The sequence below is a fragment of the Nocardia sp. CA-119907 genome (genome assembly GCF_050955995.1).
Classification (GTDB): domain Bacteria; phylum Actinomycetota; class Actinomycetes; order Mycobacteriales; family Mycobacteriaceae; genus Nocardia.
Genome location: NZ_CP192091.1, coordinates 5,155,543 through 5,172,121 on the forward strand (window position 1 = coordinate 5,155,543; position 16,579 = coordinate 5,172,121).

General features: G+C 66.5%; 16 protein-coding genes. 4 read left to right on the forward strand and 12 right to left on the reverse strand.

What is annotated here, in order from left to right; genetic code table 11:
- Window positions 1–63: 63 nt before the first annotated feature.
- The 9 genes from ACQP2D_RS22620 to ACQP2D_RS22660 form a co-directional block, all read right to left on the reverse strand.
- A complete protein-coding gene (locus ACQP2D_RS22620; RefSeq protein ID WP_433677904.1) occupies window positions 64–1,263 on the reverse strand; it encodes a vWA domain-containing protein in 1,200 nt (399 codons plus the stop codon).
- Entirely contained in the window at window positions 1,260–1,910 is a 651-nt protein-coding gene (locus ACQP2D_RS22625) for an SRPBCC family protein (protein ID WP_433677905.1), read from the reverse strand. The genes ACQP2D_RS22620 and ACQP2D_RS22625 overlap by 4 nt, the downstream gene beginning before the upstream one ends.
- A gap of 13 nt (window positions 1,911–1,923) precedes the next feature.
- Window positions 1,924–2,811, reverse strand: coding sequence for an AAA family ATPase (locus ACQP2D_RS22630; protein WP_433677906.1), 888 nt, complete (start codon window positions 2,809–2,811; stop codon window positions 1,924–1,926).
- On the reverse strand, window positions 2,808–3,401 hold the full coding sequence (locus ACQP2D_RS22635; protein ID WP_433677907.1) for a nucleotidyltransferase family protein: 594 nt from the start codon (window positions 3,399–3,401) through the stop codon (window positions 2,808–2,810). Before ACQP2D_RS22635 ends, ACQP2D_RS22630 begins: the two co-directional genes overlap by 4 nt.
- On the reverse strand, window positions 3,398–4,291 hold the full coding sequence (locus ACQP2D_RS22640; RefSeq protein ID WP_433685740.1) for an XdhC family protein: 894 nt from the start codon (window positions 4,289–4,291) through the stop codon (window positions 3,398–3,400). Before ACQP2D_RS22640 ends, ACQP2D_RS22635 begins: the two co-directional genes overlap by 4 nt.
- Before the next feature lie 25 nt (window positions 4,292–4,316).
- Window positions 4,317–6,707 (reverse strand): aerobic carbon-monoxide dehydrogenase large subunit, encoded by a 2,391-nt coding sequence (locus ACQP2D_RS22645; RefSeq protein ID WP_433677908.1) that lies wholly within the window; start codon window positions 6,705–6,707, stop codon window positions 4,317–4,319.
- The gene (locus tag ACQP2D_RS22650) at window positions 6,704–7,222 is read right to left on the reverse strand and encodes a (2Fe-2S)-binding protein (protein ID WP_051183382.1); all 519 of its coding nucleotides are present in this window, start codon (window positions 7,220–7,222) and stop codon (window positions 6,704–6,706) included. The genes ACQP2D_RS22645 and ACQP2D_RS22650 overlap by 4 nt, the downstream gene beginning before the upstream one ends.
- Before the next feature lie 2 nt (window positions 7,223–7,224).
- Window positions 7,225–8,115, reverse strand: coding sequence for an FAD binding domain-containing protein (locus ACQP2D_RS22655; RefSeq protein ID WP_433677909.1), 891 nt, complete (start codon window positions 8,113–8,115; stop codon window positions 7,225–7,227).
- A gap of 80 nt (window positions 8,116–8,195) precedes the next feature.
- Complete coding sequence (locus tag ACQP2D_RS22660) at window positions 8,196–9,329, reverse strand: XdhC family protein (RefSeq protein WP_433677910.1); 1,134 nt, start codon at window positions 9,327–9,329, stop codon at window positions 8,196–8,198.
- Between the two features lie 63 nt (window positions 9,330–9,392).
- On the opposite strand from ACQP2D_RS22660, the gene ACQP2D_RS22665 reads away from it, so the two are divergent.
- The gene (locus ACQP2D_RS22665; RefSeq protein WP_433677911.1) at window positions 9,393–10,349 is read left to right on the forward strand and encodes a LysR family transcriptional regulator; all 957 of its coding nucleotides are present in this window, start codon (window positions 9,393–9,395) and stop codon (window positions 10,347–10,349) included.
- A gap of 187 nt (window positions 10,350–10,536) precedes the next feature.
- Window positions 10,537–11,367: an oxidoreductase gene (locus ACQP2D_RS22670; RefSeq protein ID WP_433677912.1), complete on the forward strand. Its 831-nt coding sequence runs from the start codon at window positions 10,537–10,539 to the stop codon at window positions 11,365–11,367.
- 222 nt (window positions 11,368–11,589) lie between these two features.
- Here the strand turns inward: ACQP2D_RS22670 and ACQP2D_RS22675 are convergent, their stop codons facing one another.
- Both ACQP2D_RS22675 and ACQP2D_RS22680 read right to left on the reverse strand, forming a co-directional pair.
- A complete protein-coding gene (locus ACQP2D_RS22675) occupies window positions 11,590–12,321 on the reverse strand; it encodes a cache domain-containing protein (protein ID WP_433677913.1) in 732 nt (243 codons plus the stop codon).
- On the reverse strand, window positions 12,318–13,070 hold the full coding sequence (locus tag ACQP2D_RS22680) for a FadR/GntR family transcriptional regulator (RefSeq protein ID WP_433677914.1): 753 nt from the start codon (window positions 13,068–13,070) through the stop codon (window positions 12,318–12,320). Before ACQP2D_RS22680 ends, ACQP2D_RS22675 begins: the two co-directional genes overlap by 4 nt.
- Before the next feature lie 545 nt (window positions 13,071–13,615).
- Between ACQP2D_RS22680 and ACQP2D_RS22685 the strand changes: the two genes are divergently transcribed.
- Window positions 13,616–13,885, forward strand: coding sequence for a hypothetical protein (locus tag ACQP2D_RS22685; RefSeq protein ID WP_433677915.1), 270 nt, complete (start codon window positions 13,616–13,618; stop codon window positions 13,883–13,885).
- Window positions 13,886–14,271: 386 nt separating this feature from the next.
- On the forward strand, window positions 14,272–16,218 hold the full coding sequence (locus tag ACQP2D_RS22690) for a glycoside hydrolase family 15 protein (protein ID WP_433677916.1): 1,947 nt from the start codon (window positions 14,272–14,274) through the stop codon (window positions 16,216–16,218).
- 187 nt (window positions 16,219–16,405) lie between these two features.
- Here ACQP2D_RS22690 and ACQP2D_RS22695 read toward each other — a convergent pair whose 3' ends face one another.
- Window positions 16,406–16,561 carry a hypothetical protein gene (locus ACQP2D_RS22695; protein WP_355186669.1) on the reverse strand — a complete coding sequence of 52 codons (156 nt, stop codon included), beginning with the start codon at window positions 16,559–16,561 and terminating at the stop codon, window positions 16,406–16,408.
- Window positions 16,562–16,579: the final 18 nt, after the last annotated feature.

The window sequence follows — 16,579 nt, forward strand, 5'->3', positions numbered from 1 at the left end:
CAAAACGATGCCGTGAGAATCATACGTTCGCCGAGTGGTGCCGTCGCCGAATCGGCCTTGCCATCAGGTGACCATCGTCGATGCCAGGGCCTGCATGAACTCGTGCATCCCCGCCAGCGTGTGTGCGGGCATCATGATGTCGCAGTACGGCAGGGCCGCCGCCATCGCACCGGTGCTCGGCTGGAATCGGGAGTCGCCCGCACGGGGATTGAGCCAGATGACCCGCCAAGCCCGCCGTCGGATCCGGGCCATCGCACGGGCGAGGACATCGGGCGTGTCGCTGTCCCAGCCGTCGGATGCGATGACGACGACGGCCCCGCGCACCGCGTTGCCGGACGGAGTCGCGAGCAGCGTGCCGAGGCACCGGCCGATATGCGTGCCGCCGTAGCGGTCGACCACTTTGTCGTTTGCCCGGGCCACCGCGACATCCGGGGAGCGGTGCGCCAGCACCGAGGTCAGCCTGGTCAGCGAGGTGGAGAAGGCGAACACCTCGGGGCGAACGGGCGAACGGCGCTGCATCGCGGCCCGCATCAGGTGCAGGTAGATCATCGAATATGGCTGCATCGAGCGGCTGACGTCGCAGATCATGACGATTCGGCGCGGGCGCCGTCGGGGACGCGTGCGGACCAGCACCGCCGACTCCCAGCCGGTGCGGCGGGAGTTGTTCATCGTCGCCCGGAAGTCGATCCGCTTGCCGTGCGGATGGTTCGCGTACCGCCTGCTACGGCGCTGCGGCCAGCGCGCAGACGCCTGCTCCAGCCAGGCGCCGACCGTCCGCAGATCGTCCGTATCGAAGCGAGCGAACGGCTCCTGTTCCCGTGCCGCGAACCGGCTCGGCAGCACGTCCGGCAGCGCCATACCCTGGTCGGTCGCGTGGTCGGCACCCGTCGCTGATTGCAGTGTCGCCCAAGGGACTTCACCGCCTTGCCGAGGCTGTCCTCGACCGCCCGTGCCCGGTGCCGACGCGCGTTCGGTCGGCAGTCCGTGCGTTCGGCTCGGCGGGTCAACCCCCAGCACCGCGTCGGCGAACACCGCCGCGAAGACCGCGTCGAAGGCGGCGAGATCCTGCATGCGATCGACGAGCGTGAGTCGCGCAGCCCAGTAGAGTTCGGTGCGCGAGCGGGGCACCATGCGACGCAAGGCTTGCACGAACAGCGCGGGCCCGCTCGGCGCCACCGCAACGCCACCACGCCGCAACCGCGCGACCACCGCGACAGCGAATGCCGCCAGATCGACGCCGCGCAGCAGTACCGCCCGCGTCATCGCTTCCCGCGCATCCGCCTGCGCACCAGGATGATTCCGAGCACGAACACGAGCACGAACGCGAGCGCCGGCGCATACTTCTTGATCATCGCGGGTCCGACGAGCTCGACGAGATCTAGTGGCGCGGTCTCGGTTTGCGCGACCGGTTGCGCCCGCGCCTCTCGGCTGTCCGGCCCGGCCGCCGCCGCTGCTGCGACCGAATCGCCCGCTGCGAGTTTCTCTTCCAGAGACGCGACGAATTGACCCATCATCTTCTCGGACACCTGCTGCAACATCCCGCTGCCGAACTGGGCGAGCTTGCCGACGATCTTGAGGTCGGTGTCCACGGTGACCCGAGTCCGGTCGCCGTCTTCGCGCAGTTGTGTGGTGATGGTCGCCGCCGCGTTTCCGGATCCGCGTGAATCCCGGCCGCTGCCGTTGATGACGGCGCGATGGTCATGTTCGTCGCGCTCGACGAAATTCGCCTTCCCGGTGAATTCGCTGGTCACCGGGCCGACTTTGACCTTCAGTTTGCCGAGGAAGTCCTCGCCCTCCCAGCCGACCATCTGTGCGCCGGGCATGAGCGGTACCACCTGTTCGAGATCGGTCAGTACCGCCCATGCCCGCTCGACGGGTGCGTGGACGGTGAACTCATTGGCGATCTTCATCGGAGTATCCCTCTCATCCGGTAGCCAGGTCTTGGGTGTATTCGACGAATGCCTCGTGGACGGTGGCGCGGTCGTCAGGGGTCTTCGCCAGTGCGCTGAGCGCGGCGACCGCCTCCGGCGCGGTGAGCTCGGCGACCCCGAGCGTGACCAGCGCGGCGATCCAGTCGATGGTCTCGGCGACGCCGGGCGGCTTGTCGAGATCGAGATCGCGGGCGCGGCCGACGAATTGGGTGGCGTGCTCTATCAGCGCGTCGGTGGCTCCGGGCACGGTGCGTCGCACGATCGCCACCGCACGGGCCGGTTGCGGGTAGTCGATCCAGTGATAGAGGCAGCGCCGCCGCAGCGCATCGTGCAGATCGCGACTGCGGTTCGAGGTCAGCACCGCCAGCGGCGGGTGCTCGGCGACAAAGGTCCCGAGTTCAGGGACGGTCACCGTGGCCTCACCGAGGAATTCGAGCAGCAGGGCTTCGAATTCGTCATCGGCACGGTCGATTTCGTCGATCAACAGCACCGGCGGCGTCGGGCCGCGATATCGCGCACAGCGCAGGATCGGCCGGTCGACCAGAAAATCCTCGGTGAACAGGTCGGCTTCGGTGAGGTCGGCGCCGCGCGCCTCGGCGAGCCGGATGCTGAGCAGCTGACGCTGGTAATTCCAGTCGTACAGCGATTCGCTCACGGTCAGGCCCTCGTAGCACTGCAGCCGGATCAGCGGTGCACCGAGCACGGTGGCCAGCGTCTTGGCCGCCGTCGTCTTGCCCACTCCCGGTTCGCCTTCCAGCAGCAGTGGCCGCCCCAACGTGGTGGCCAGATAGAAGGCGGCGGCGGTTCCGGTATCGAGCAGGTAGTCGTCGGCGTCGAATCGGCGCACCACGTCCTCGATATCGTCGAACGGCGACATCATGGCGACGTCGCGGCGCGCAGGCGCTCGTAGTCGTCCCAGGTGTCGACGTCCAAGGGCATCGGTGCGTCGACGTCTAATCGCGACACCGGGACGCGGCCCGATTCGACGATCTTCCACACGGCCTTGTCGCCGTGCAATCGGGCCAAGTCGCCGAATATGCCGCGACTCAGCCAAAATGGATGCCCGATGCCGTCGTGGTAGTGGCAGACCGTGATCGCGGTGGACCTTGCCTCGGCGATCAGTCGGTCGACGGTCGCCGCCGACAGACCTGGTTGATCACCGAGCATCAGCACAATTCCAGCGGCCCGCGGATGCACCGAACTCGAGGCCGAACGCAACGACGACGAACAGCCCGAATCGAAGTCATCGGCCATGACAACCTCCACCCCGGTGAGATCGACCTGCTGGCGCACCGCCGCCGCCGCGCCGCCGAGCGTGACGATGATCTGATCGAAGGCGCAGGATCGCACCACGTCGAGGGTCGCGCCGAGAACCGTCGTATTCCGGTACGGCAGTATCTGTTTCGCGGTGCCGAGACGCCGTGAGGTTCCAGCGGCGAGTACCACTCCGGTGACGACCCCGTTCGTCATGAGCCCGTCTTCGTCGCTGCGAAGGAATTGCGGCAGCCGGCGCCGCAGAACCAGTAGTCGACATCGTCGATGGTGAGATGTGGTGTGTCCGGCCCGACCGCCACGGTCATGCCGCACACCGGATCGAACACCTCGACAGCGACATGCACCGCGCGGGGCGTGACGGCCAAGCCACCCTTGCGGACGGCCTGGATCACTTCCGCGACAATCGAGACGGCTATCTCCGCGGACGTCTTCGCGCCGATCGGCAAACCCACCGGGGTCCGCACACGAGCCCGCTCGGCGTCGGTCAATTCGAGTTCGTCGAGGATCGACGCGCCCCGAATCCTGCTGGCCACCAACCCGACATACCCCACACCCGCGTCGAGCGCGACGCGGATCATCTCGGCTTCCGGGCCACCATGGCTGGCGATCACCACCGCCGTCGTATCGGCCAGCGAGTCCAGCATGTCGACTTCGGCGGCGCTGCGCTGCACTCCGAAACCCACCAGTTCGCACGCGTCGGCCAGGGCGTCGGCGATGGGTGTCGCGCCGCAGATGCGCAGCAGCGGCGCCGGGATCTGCGGCTCGAGGAAGATCTCCAACGCTCCGCCGGACAGACAGGGATTCACCACCACCGCCGCGCCCGGCGCTTCGGGAAAATGCAGATCGCCGTCGGGCAGCACGCGCAGCAGCACACTCTCGTGCGACTGCAGGGCACCCATCGCCGCCTTGCGGACCGAGTTCTGGGCGCACTGGCCGCCGACAAATCCTTCGATCGTCCCGTCCTGCAACAGGATCGCCTCGTCCCCGGCGTGCGCCGAGGTCGGCTGCTGCGCGCGCACGACGGTCGCGTGCACGAACGGCGTCCGGGTGCGGACCAACTGCTGTGCACGCTCGGTCATCTTCATCGGTGATCCCATCGCTCGCACCTACTCAGATGGGCGGCGTGGCCCGGCCCTGCATCGCCTCCCACACCCGCGACGGCGTCAGCGGCATATCGGCGTGCCGAACGCCGAACGGCGCCAACGCATCCACCACCGCGTTGACCACTGCCGCAGGCGATCCGACCGTGGCCGATTCGCCGATGCCTTTAGCACCGATCGGGTGGTGCGGCGACGGAGTGACGGTGTACCCGGTCTCGAGATGCGGAACCTCGAGTGCGGTCGGGATGAGGTAGTCCATCAGGGATCCGCCGAGGCAATTGCCGTCCTCATCGAAGGCCATGATCTCCATCAGCGCCATGCCGATACCGTCGGTGATGCCGCCGTGTACCTGCCCCTCGATGATCATCGGATTGATCCGGGTGCCGCAGTCGTCGACGGCGAGGAAGCGCCGCACCGTCACCACGGCTGTCCCCGGGTCGATGTCGACCACGCAGAAGTACGCGCCGTAGGGGAAGGTGAGATTCTCCGGGTTGTAACAGATCTGCGCGTCGAGTCCGCCCTCGATACCCTCGGGCAGATCACCAGCGCCGTGTGCGCGCATCGCGATCTGCTGGATCGTCACGGCCGCGGACGGATCGCCCTTGACATGGAACGAGCCCTTCTCCCACTCGAGGTCGGCGACGGAGACCTCGAGCATGCCCGACGCGATGATCCGCGCCTTGTCGCGCACCTTCCGCGCCACCAGTGCGGCCGCGGCGCCCGAGACCGGTGTCGACCGGCTGCCATAGGTGCCCAGGCCGAACGGTGTCTGATCGGTGTCACCGTGCACGACATCGATATCGTCGGGCGGTATGCCGAGTTCCTCGGCGACGATCTGGGCGAACGTCGTCTCGTGCCCCTGCCCCTGGGTCTGAACCGATAGCCGCACAACGGCTTTGCCGGTCGGATGCACGCGCAGCTCGCACCCGTCGGCCATGCCGAGTCCGAGGATGTCCATATCCTTGCGCGGACCCGCACCCGCGGCCTCGGTGAAGAAGGACATCCCGATGCCCATCAACTCGCCGCGAGCACGCTTGTCCCGCTGTTCTTTGCGCAGGGCGTCGTAGCCGATCATGTCCATCGCCAGGCGCATGGTCTTCTCGTAGTCGCCGGAGTCGTAGACCCAGCCGGTCTTGCTGGTGTACGGGAACTGTTCGGCGCGAAGGAGATTCCGCAGCCGCAGCTCGGCGGGATCCATTTTCAGTTCGTAGGCGAGGCAGTCCACCAGCCGCTCGACGAAGTAGACGGCCTCGGTGATCCGGAACGAGCACGCGTAGGCGACACCGCCGGGGGCCTTATTCGTGTAGACCGCGGTCATCTTGCAGTAAGCGGCCTCGATGTCGTAGCTACCGGTGAAGACGCCGAAGAAGCCTGCCGGATACTTCAACGGCGCGGCCGTGCCGTTGAAGGCGCCGTGATCGGCGAGCACGGTCGACCGGATGGCCAGGATCTTGCCCTCGGTGGTGGCCGCGATCTCACCGAGCATGATGTAGTCGCGGGCGAACCCGGTGCTGGTGAGATTCTCGCTGCGATCCTCCATCCATTTCACCGGTTTGCCCAGCAACAGCGACCCGACGATGGCGCAGACGTATCCCGGATAGATGGGCACCTTATTGCCGAAGCCACCGCCGATATCGGGTGAGAGCACCCGGATCTTGTGTTCGGGTAGTCCGGCCACCATCGCGTAGATCGTCCGGTGGGCATGCGGGGCCTGGCTCGTCGACCACAGCGTGAGCTTCCCCGTCACCGGATCGAGATCCGCGACGGCGCCGCAGGTTTCCATCGGGGCGGGATGCACTCGTGGATAGACGATCTCCTGCTTGACGATGACATCGGCGCGCGCGAACACCGCCTCGGTCGCGGCGGCGTCGCCGGTCTCCCAGTCGAAGCAGTGGTTGTCCCGCTTGCCCTCGAGATCATCGCGGATCACCGGCGTATCGGGTGCCAGTGCGGTCCGGGCGTCGATCACCGGATCGACCATCTCGTACTCGACATTGATCAGCTCCAACGCATCACGCGCGGAGTAGCGATCCTCGGCGACGACGAAGGCCACCTCCTGGCCCTGGAACCGGACCTTGTCCGTCGCCAGCACCGCCTGCACATCGTTGGACAGCGTCGGCATCCAGGCCAGTCCCTTCGCCGCCAGATCCGCACCGGTGACGACCGCCTTGACCTTCGGATGTGCCTGCGCCGCTGAGACATCGACGCTCACGATCCGCGCGTGCGCGAACGGGGAACGCAGGATCGCCATATGCAGCATGCCGGGCAACTGCACGTCGTCGACGTAGTTGCCGCGTCCGCGAATGAACCGCGGATCCTCTTTGCGGAGCATCCTGCCGTGACCGCACGGCTTGCGGTCATTGTCGACTCGGTCTTCGGGCCGGGATTCGACGGTGGTCATGATGTGCTCCCTACCGGCGTCGGGGTGGCGGCGGGCTCGGGCTCGACCGCTTCGCCTCGTTGCTTCGCCGCGGCCCACTGGATCGACCGCACGATGGTGGTGTATCCGGTGCAGCGGCAGATCTGGCCCGAGATCGCCTCCCGGATGGTCTGCTCGTCGGGATTCGGGTTGCGGTCGAGCAGGGCGCGGGCGGTGATCATCATTCCGGGCGTGCAGAATCCGCACTGCAACCCGTGACACTGCATGAAGCCCTCCTGCACGGGATCGAGTTGGCCGTCCACCTCGAGCCCCTCGACGGTGCGCACCGAACGGCCGCCCGCCATCACGGCCAGCATCGTGCACGACTTCACCGGTTCGCCGTCGACCTCCACCACACAGGTGCCGCAGTTGCTGGTGTCACAGCCCCAGTGGGTTCCGGTGAGCCGCAACTGATCTCGCAGGAAATGTACGAGCAGGGTGCGTGGCTCGACCTCCGCGGTTACCGGCTCGCCATTGACGGTCATGGTTACCTGCATGGCTAATTCCCTTCCAGCGCAGATTCCTTCAGTTCGCGCTCGACCGCGGTGCGCAGCGCGCGAATCGTCAGTTCGCAGGCGAGATGGAGCTTGTAGTTCGCGCTGCCGCGCGCATCGGAGACAGGTGAGCACGCTGCGCTCGCCCGGCGGCCCGCCTCCGCGAAAACCTCCTCGGTAGGTGGCTCACCGATGAGCGCGTCGACCGCGGGGGCGAGCGCCGCCGGATCGGGGTTGACCGCCGTCAGACCGATCCGTGCGGCCGCGATCGCCTCGCCGTGCAGTGTCACGGTCGCACCGGCCGCCGCGATCGCCCAGTCGCCGACCCGGCGCTTTACCTTCACATAGGCGCTCGATGTCCGATGCCGCACCGGAATTCGGATCTCGATCAGAAGTTCGTTGTGCGACATGGCGGTTTCGTACGGACCGACCAGGAACTCGTCCATCGCGATCTCCCGGTCGCCGGACGGTCCGCGCACCAGGCAGGTTGCACCGAGGACCGTGCAGACCGTGCAGAGATCTTCGGCGGGATCGGCCTGGCACAGCGAGCCGCCGATCGTGCCGCGGTTGCGCACGACCGGATCGGCGATCACGCACTCGGCATCACGGAAGATCGGACACACTGCGGCAAGGTCGTCGGACTCGAGCAGATGCCGATGCCGGACCATCGCACCGATGCGAACCAGGGTCGGATCGGTGACGATGTATCCCAGTTCGGCAGCCAGGTCGTTGATGTCGATGAGATATTCCGGATTGGCCAGACGCAGCTTCATCATCGGCAGCAGGCTGTGCCCGCCCGCGACGATGCGCGCCTCCTCGCCGAGCCGGTCCAATAGTCCGATGGCGTGATCCACGCCCGTTGCGCGCTCATACTCGAATGGCCCAGGTACTTGCATGTGATCTACCTCACATCAATGGGAAGAAGGTCAGCCTCTGCCCCGCTGATGCGATCGTCAAGACCGAATTAAGCAATCACTTAACTCGCTGTTTGCGCCCCGTGGTGAATGCGGCCGCCGGTCCGGGTTAGTGCACGGCCGTGTCCGCCCCAGCGGCGCGCGATGATCTCGGCCGCGATGGACACCGCCGTCTCTTCGGGTGTCCGGCCGCCCAGATCCAGCCCGATCGGGCTGGCCAGCCGGGCGAGTTGCTCGTCGGTGAGACCGGCCTCTCGCAGCCGGTTCAGGCGCTCGTCGTGCGTGCGGCGTGACCCCATGGCACCGACGTAGCCGATCTCCGGCGCGCGCAGCGCCACCTCGAGCAGCGGAACGTCGAACTTGGGATCGTGGGTCAGCACGCAGACGACGGTCTGCGAATCGATCGCGCCCGCCGCGATCTGCGCGGCCAGATAGCGGTGCGGCCAGTCGACGACGACCTCATCGGCGGTCGGGAACCGGGCGGAGGTGGCGAAGACCGGCCGCGCGTCGCACACCGTCACCCGGTACCCGAGGAACGATCCCTGCTGTGCGACGGCGGCGGCGAAATCGATCGCCCCGAACACCAGCATCCGCGGCTGCCGGGCATAGCTGGCGACGAAAACCGCCATGCCCTCGCCGCGACGCTGCCCGTCCGGACCGTAGGACAACACCTCGCTGCGGCCCGCCGCGAGCAGCCCGCGCGCGTCATCGATTACCGCATCGTCGGCGCGCGCCGACCCCAAGGTGCCGTGTGCGGTGCCCGGCCGGATCAACAGCCGTCGTCCTACCCGGGCGACGTCGGAGTGCTCGATGACGGTCGCGATCGCGACCGGACGGTCGGCGGCGATGTCCGCGGCGACCTCGCCGAGTTCCGGAAACGATTCCCGCGAGATCGCCTCGACGAAGATGTCGATGATGCCGCCGCAGGTGAGGCCGACGGCGAAGGCGTCGTCATCGGAGAAGCCGAACCGCTCCAGCACCGGGCGACCGGTGCGGATGACATCAGTGGCGAGTTCGTAGACCGCGCCTTCGACGCAGCCACCGGAAACCGAACCGCCGACCGTCCCGTCCGGGGCGACGACCATGGCCGCGCCGGGCGGTCGCGGCGCCGAACGGAAGGTCCGCACGACCGTGGCGACCCCAGCCGTGCCCCCGGCGTGCCAAGTTGTCATCAGATCCGTGAGCACGTCCTGCATGTGCGTCCTCCGGGCGCGATGCGGCTGTGGGCGCCGCGTCAACCTCCAAACTAGACTCGGATTGTGACGCCCGCCCAGCTTCGGGCCTACTCGACCGTGGTGCGGCTCGGCTCCGTCCATGCGGCGGCCAGAGAGCTGGGGATGTCGGATGCCGGTGTCTCGACGCACGTCGCCCAGCTGCGTAAAGAGCTCGACGACCCGCTGTTCACCCGCACGGCGGCCGGTCTGGCCTTCACGCCAGGCGGATTGCGGCTGGCCAGCCGCGCGATCGAGATTCTCGGACTGCAGCGCCAGACCGCCATCGAGGTAAGCGAGGCAGCGCACGGCCGACGGTTGCTGCGCATCGCGGCATCGAGCGCGTTCGCCGAACATGCCGCGCCCGGCCTCATCGACCTGTTCGCGGCGCGGGCGAAGGACCTGTCGGTCGAGCTGAGCGTTCATCCCACCAGCCAGTTCCGCAGCTTGATCGAGACCCGGGCGGTGGACATCGCGCTCGGGCCCGGCCAGGACGACACCGACACGACCATCACCACCCGGCCGTTCCTGAAGTATCAGATCATTTCGGTCACGCGCCCCGACAGCCCGCTGGCGGACATCGCGCCGCATCCGGCCCAGCTGCGGGAGCAGCAGTGGATGCTGGGCCCCGGCGCCGGCAGCGTCGACGGACATATCGCGACAATGCTGCGCGAGTTGGCCATTCCCGAATCACACCAGCGGATCTTCCAGAGCGACGCCGCCGCCCTCGAAGAGGTCCGCCGTGTCGGCGGCATCACCCTGACGATCGGCTTCGCCGTCTCCTCCGACCTCGCGGCCGGTCGGTTGAGCCATATCAAGGGAGCCGGGCTGCAGGTATCCGATGAGTGGTGCGCGACCACCCTGCCACCCGACACCCGCCAGCCCGCGGTATCGGAGCTGCTGCGCTTCATCACCACCCCGCGATGCATCCAGGCGATGATCCGCGGGTCCGGGGTCGGCGTCACCCGGTTCCGCCCGAAAGTGCATGTGACGCTGTGGAGTTGAAGCGGACGGCGCGATCGAGGTCGACAGCGGCGCCCAGTTCGGCCCGATCGGGTACCGGCCTCTGCGGGTGCGTGACACGCCGTTCTCACCCGGATCAGGCCCCGAGCAGCGTCCCTGGGGTCGAGTCCGTTGAATAAGTGCTCGGCGAAACTCAGGCCGCGCCGGGCCGGGCGTGTGAGGAGATGACATGACCACCAAGACCGCCCTCGTCACCGGTGCCTCTTCCGGCATCGGCGAGGCCACTGCCCGCAAACTCGCCGGCCTCGGCTACACCGTCTACGGGGCAGCCCGGCGCACCGACCGGCTGCAGAAACTCGCCGCCGACGGCATCAAGCCGTTGGCGATGGATGTCACCGACGACGCGTCGGCGACCGCCGGGATCGCGCAGATCGTCGCCGAGACCGGTCGCATAGATGTGCTGGTCAACAACGCCGGGTACGGTTCCTACGGTGCGATCGAGGACGTGCCCCTCGACGAGGCCCGCTACCAGTTCGAGGTCAACGTGTTCGGCGCAGCGCGGCTGGCCCAGCTGGTACTGCCGCACATGCGTGAACAGCGCAGCGGCACCATCGTCAATATCACCTCCATGGGCGGCAAGATCTACACACCGCTGGGCGGCTGGTACCACGGCACCAAGTTCGCCCTGGAGGGCCTCAGCGACTGCCTGCGACTGGAGGCGAAACCGTTCGGCGTGGACGTTGTGGTGATCGAGCCTGGCGGCATCGCCACCGAATGGGGTGGGATCGCCGCCGACCACCTGCGCAAGGTTTCCGGCGACACCGCCTACGCCGGCCAGGCCCGGGCCGTGGCCACCACGCTGAGCTCGGAGGCCAGCGCCAAGCGCAACTCCCCGCCGCAGGTGATCGCTGACGCGATCGGCAAAGCTGTCACTGCCCGACGCCCCAAGACCCGCTACACCGTCGGGTTCGGCGCCAAGCCGTTGATCTTCGCGAAATGGCTGCTGCCCGATCGCGGGTTCGACGCACTCATCAGACGCGCCACCGGCGTCCGCAACTGAATAATTCAGGGACGCTGTGCACGGCTCGCTATCCCAACGAAGCTTTCGGTCCTGTGCGGTCTAGCGGTCGGCTACCCCGACCCGTCCTTCCCCGCGAATGATCTGCGCATCGGCCGCCGCGCCATCGATGAGAACGTGGTATTCCACGACGCCTGATCGACAGGTGCAGCTCGATGCCCGCGCGTACCGGTATCACGCGGCAGGATCGCTATCCGGACAGGCTCAGTGGGATGCCGTGGATCCCAGCAGACGCAACGACCAGGGCACCGACTCGACCGGGACTGTCGCAGCGGATCTGTCCATCCGGCTCGTCTTGGATCCGGTCGTGAATTCGGGATCGGTGCCGATAATGACACGGCCTTGGCTATTGACCAGCACTACCCGCTGACCGAATGCCTGGAATCGCGGAAGCAGGACCTCCTCGATCGCGGCAACCGGCACATCGGCGCCGGCGATGCCGAGAAATGTGCCCGACGTGATGGTGACCGGTAACGAAAATGTGCAGACGTACTCATCGGTGCACGCGTAATCGAGGTGCGGCCCCTGCACCCAGCGTCGACCCTGGTCGCGCGGAACCGTGAACCACTCCATTTTGGTGTAGTCGTAGAAGTATTCACTATCGGGATTCAATTCCAGGTTCAGGCGCTGGGCGTCCGGAAGCCACCATTCCAGGTGTCGGGGGCGGTCGGCGAGAACGCTGTCGGCCATCACGACGCCTGCTCCGTTGAACAGTCTTCCGCGCCGCTCGAGCTCGCCGAGAATGGTCTCGCGCAGCAATGCCAGATCGGTCGCCCGGAGAGCGAGCCGCCGCTTCTCGGTGAGACGATCCCACAGGGTTGACAGCGCGGTCCCGATGGTTGTCAGCGACAGGTAGACCTCGTCGGCCAGTTTTGCCACGGAATCACCGAGCGACTCGATGGTCGCCGGGGCCGGAACGTTATCGGTATCCCTCATCGATCACTGAGCTCCAAGCGTAAGGCGACGAGGCGGCGGATTCGTGATTCCGTCTGCGATTCTGCCAGTTCCCGAGCCCGGGCATCGTCCTCTCGTTCGATCGCGTCCACCAGATCACGATGGACGGTCGCCTCGGCGGCCGGGTCCAGTTCCAGCCGCGGCAGCCAGAGCAGGGCGGAGAGCTCGGCCTGCAGCCCGACCTCGGCGCGGGTCAGCCGGGTGGACTGCGCGCACACTGCCATCTCGATGTGAAAGCGGCTGTCGGCCCGGCGCGCCGAGACAAGGTCGGCGCTGTCCTTCAGCCGGTCGGCCAGTGCCCGAAGCCGGGCTATATCGGCCTGCAACCCGCGGCGCGCGGCGAATACCGCGACCGCTCCGGCGACGGCGAAGTGCTCGTCCCCCAGATCGCGCAGTTCCTGGATGCTCATTTGGTGCAACCGCGCCAGCGAGGTGTTCTCGAAGACCTCCGCCGAAGCGCTGATGAAGCTGCCGCCCCCACGCCCTCGCTTGGTGTGAACGATGCCCTGCTGCCGAAGTACGACCAGCGCCTCCCGCAGAGTCATCGTCGATACACCCAACTGATTGGCGAGATCGGTCTCACTCGGCAACTGCTGGCCGTCGACCATCACACCGAGGCTGATCGCCGCAGACAGCCGCTGCACCACGGCCTCGGTCTTCGGACCGCCACCCTCGAGCGGTGACAGCACCGCACCGAGCGCGGTCAATCCGACCCTCTTCTGCTGGGGCAACACGACTCCTCGGGAGGCGGGGACATAACACGAGTCTAGCCACTAACACTTGAAATATGAACTATAAAGTTAGATGTACTCTTGCTCCGCCGCACATTCGGGGTCACCCTGGCCGCGGGCCGCTCGGGCGGTGGAGGCAGGTAGCCAGCCAGCGCCCACCGTCCAACCGCGGGCGCGGCAGACCCCGCGTGCCGCCCCCCGGCTTCGGCCATCCGCCGCTACAAACCGTCAGGTGAAGCGCGAGCTAGATGGGACGGCGGACCTTAATGCGATCTTTACCGACGACGGCTTGAACTATGACCTCTAATATCTTATGTTAAAGGTCATGTGAATTGCCCCACCCGAACCCTTGACGCACCGACGTCACGATCGAAGCAGGAATTCCCCCATGTCCGAGAATCCGACCTCGCCCAGGGAGCACCTCCGGTGGTGCACCCGCGGCCACGCTGAGTCGCCAGCCGAGATGGCGGCGCATAGTCAACTGCGGCCGGTTGACGGCGGTCGCCAAATGCACGAGGTGAGCGTGCGGCGGCGAGGTATCGAAGATGGATGAGGATCTTCGTCGAACGGAAGTCGACGGATTCTGTGTGACGTGGCGCTTGGTTCAGCATCATCTGATCGCGATTATCGCCGTGGACAATGCGTCCAACGCCTCGCAGGTCGCTTCCTTCTGCCCGAGCAACTACCCGGATCTCGCGCGGGCGCGGGAACTCTTTCCAGAACTGGCGAAGTTGTGGGATGCGGTCCGCCGCGAATTCTGGACGAAACTCATTCCGCCGCTGCCGCTGTCGGCCAGAAAGCAGGTATTGGCATAACGTCGCCGATGGCGGACTGCTCGTAGGCGGTGTCGGACGGCCCGATACCGATCCGCCTTATCGGATCGCGCATCTGCGGCGACGACATCTGTCGCCGACCGAGTCGATGAGCTTGCGGATCCCGGTTTCGGTGAACCGGGGCGTTCTCCACTGAGCGGGACGGCAGGGTCTGCCCCGGATCCGGGACGACTCCCCCGCCCTCGTCACGTCGCAGCAAATTCCGGGCTTGCCGATAGGACCACCGAGGTGGTGGGCTATTCGGAAACGCCATAACACTCACGTCCCCGATCCCGCTCGCCGTTCGGTCGAGAAGGAAGGCGGTTCACCAGGCAATCGCGTGGAGTAGCCGGCCGGATTTCAGCGCCGAGATGACGAGGGAGCAGCACATGGACGACGAGACCGAACGCACGCCACGGCTCACCGCGTTCCCGCGCATCGACGACTACGGTTTCATCTCCGACTGCGAGGTCACCGCACTCATCGCCCCCAGCGGAACCATCGAGTGGATGTGTCTGCCCCGTATGGACTCCCCCAGCGTCTTCGCGGCAATACTCGATCGTTCCGCCGGTTCGTTCCGGTTCGCCCCGGCCGACTTGATGGTGCCCACCGATCGCCGCTACGTCCCCGGCACGATGGTCATGGAGACGAGTTGGCGCAGTGGCGAAGGGTGGGCGACGGTTCGCGATGTGCTGCTGGTCGGGCCGTGGCGACACCAGATACCCGGCCGCAGCGCCCATCGTCGAACCCCCACCGACTACGACGCCGAGCACATTCTGCTGCGGACGGTGCGCTGTGAGACCGGGCAAATCCAGTTCGGGCTCGACTGCCAGCCGTGCTTCGACTACGGCCGGCATCGTGCTCGTTGGGAGTACCTCGACAGTTACCACCTCGCGCAGGCCAGCGCCGACGGGATCGATCTGCAACTGACGCTCAGCACCGACATGCGCTTGGGGCTGGAAGGTACGCACGCGCTTGCGCGCACCCTGCTGAAGGCAGGCGACACACGCTTCTGCGCGCTCTCTTGGGGTAGTCGCGACGCACCCCGCGCCATCGACGAGGCCGATGACCGGCTGCTGCAGACAATCCACCATTGGCGGCACTGGCTGGCCGGCGGGCGGTTTCCGGACCATCCGTGGGCCGCCCAACTCACCCGCAGCGCGCTGACCCTCAAGGGGTTGACCTTCGCGCCCACCGGCGCCATCAGCGCCGCCGCCACCACCTCGTTACCCGAAACCCCGGGCGGACAACGCAATTGGGACTATCGCTACTCGTGGATACGCGACTCCGCCTTCGCGCTGTGGGGTCTGTACACACTGGGCTTCAGCTGGGAGGCGAACGACTTCTTCTCCTACATCATGAACTTGACCGAAAACGTCCGGGACATGCAGATCGTCTATGGCATCAGCGGCGAAAGCGACCTCACCGAGCAGATCCTCACCCACCTGCGCGGCTACGAAAATGCCGCACCCGTGCGCATCGGCAACGACGCGTACCGGCAACGCCAGCACGATGTGTGGGGCGCTGCGCTGGACGCGGTCTATCTCTACGCGCGCAACCAAGACCAGATCGACGCGCGAGCCTGGCTGGTGCTGAGCCGGGCGGTCAAAAGCGCCCTCACCTACTGGCGCAAGCCCGACCATGGCATCTGGGAAGTGCGCGGCGAGCCCCGACACTTCACCTCCAGCAAGGTGATGTGCTGGGTTGCCGCCGATCGCGGCGCCCGGCTGGCCCGCATCCACCAGGACTTCGAGCGCGCGCATCGCTGGCAAGAGGCCGCGGACGAAATCCACGCCGACATCTGCGCTCATGCGGTCGACTCCCGGCAGGTGTTCACCCAGTACTACGGCAGCACGGCGCTGGATGCTTCGACCCTGCTCATCCCGCTGGTTCGTTTCCTGCCGCCCGACGACGACCGGGTACGCAATACGGTGTTGGCCATCGCCGACGAATTGACCGAGGACGACCTCGTATTGCGCTACCGCGTCAGTGAAACCGACGATGGCTGCGCAGGGGAAGAAGGCGCCTTCACGATCTGCTCGTTCTGGCTGGTCTCGGCGCTGTCGGAGATCGGCGAAAAGAAGCGAGGCAGACAGCTGTGCGAGAAACTGCTCGCCTACGCCAGCCCGCTCGGCCTCTACGCCGAGGAGATCGACCCCCGAAGCGGACGGCACTGGGGCAACTTTCCCCAGGCGTTCACCCACCTCGCGCTGATCAACGCCGTCATGCACGTCATCCAGGACGAACAGACCATACTGCGCCAGGCACTCGGTGGGGAATCGATCGCCCCACGGCTCGACGATGCGTCATTCACACTGGGATACATGCACCGCTGACGGTTCAGTCACTCGCCTCCAATTCGGCTGCCGCGTGCGCGATTTCACCCGCTTCGGCGTCGCCGACCTGCCACCGACATACCGGGCGCGAGGACCGGTCGGGTCGCCACGAAGTTGGGCAACTTGCGATGTCGAGCATCAGATGCCGAGATCATCGAAGGACCACGACCAGATCGCCGCACTACATCTAGGCGCCCGAGAACCACCGCTTGCGGGTCGGCGGCTGATCGGCGCACGCACACCGTTGCGCCTGCGGCACGTCGCCGAGCACCTCCTCCACATGCTCACCGCACCCGGTGTAGCCGGGCTTACCGCACGTCCGGCAGACAATTCGTTGACACATTGTGCTGTTTCCTTTCGG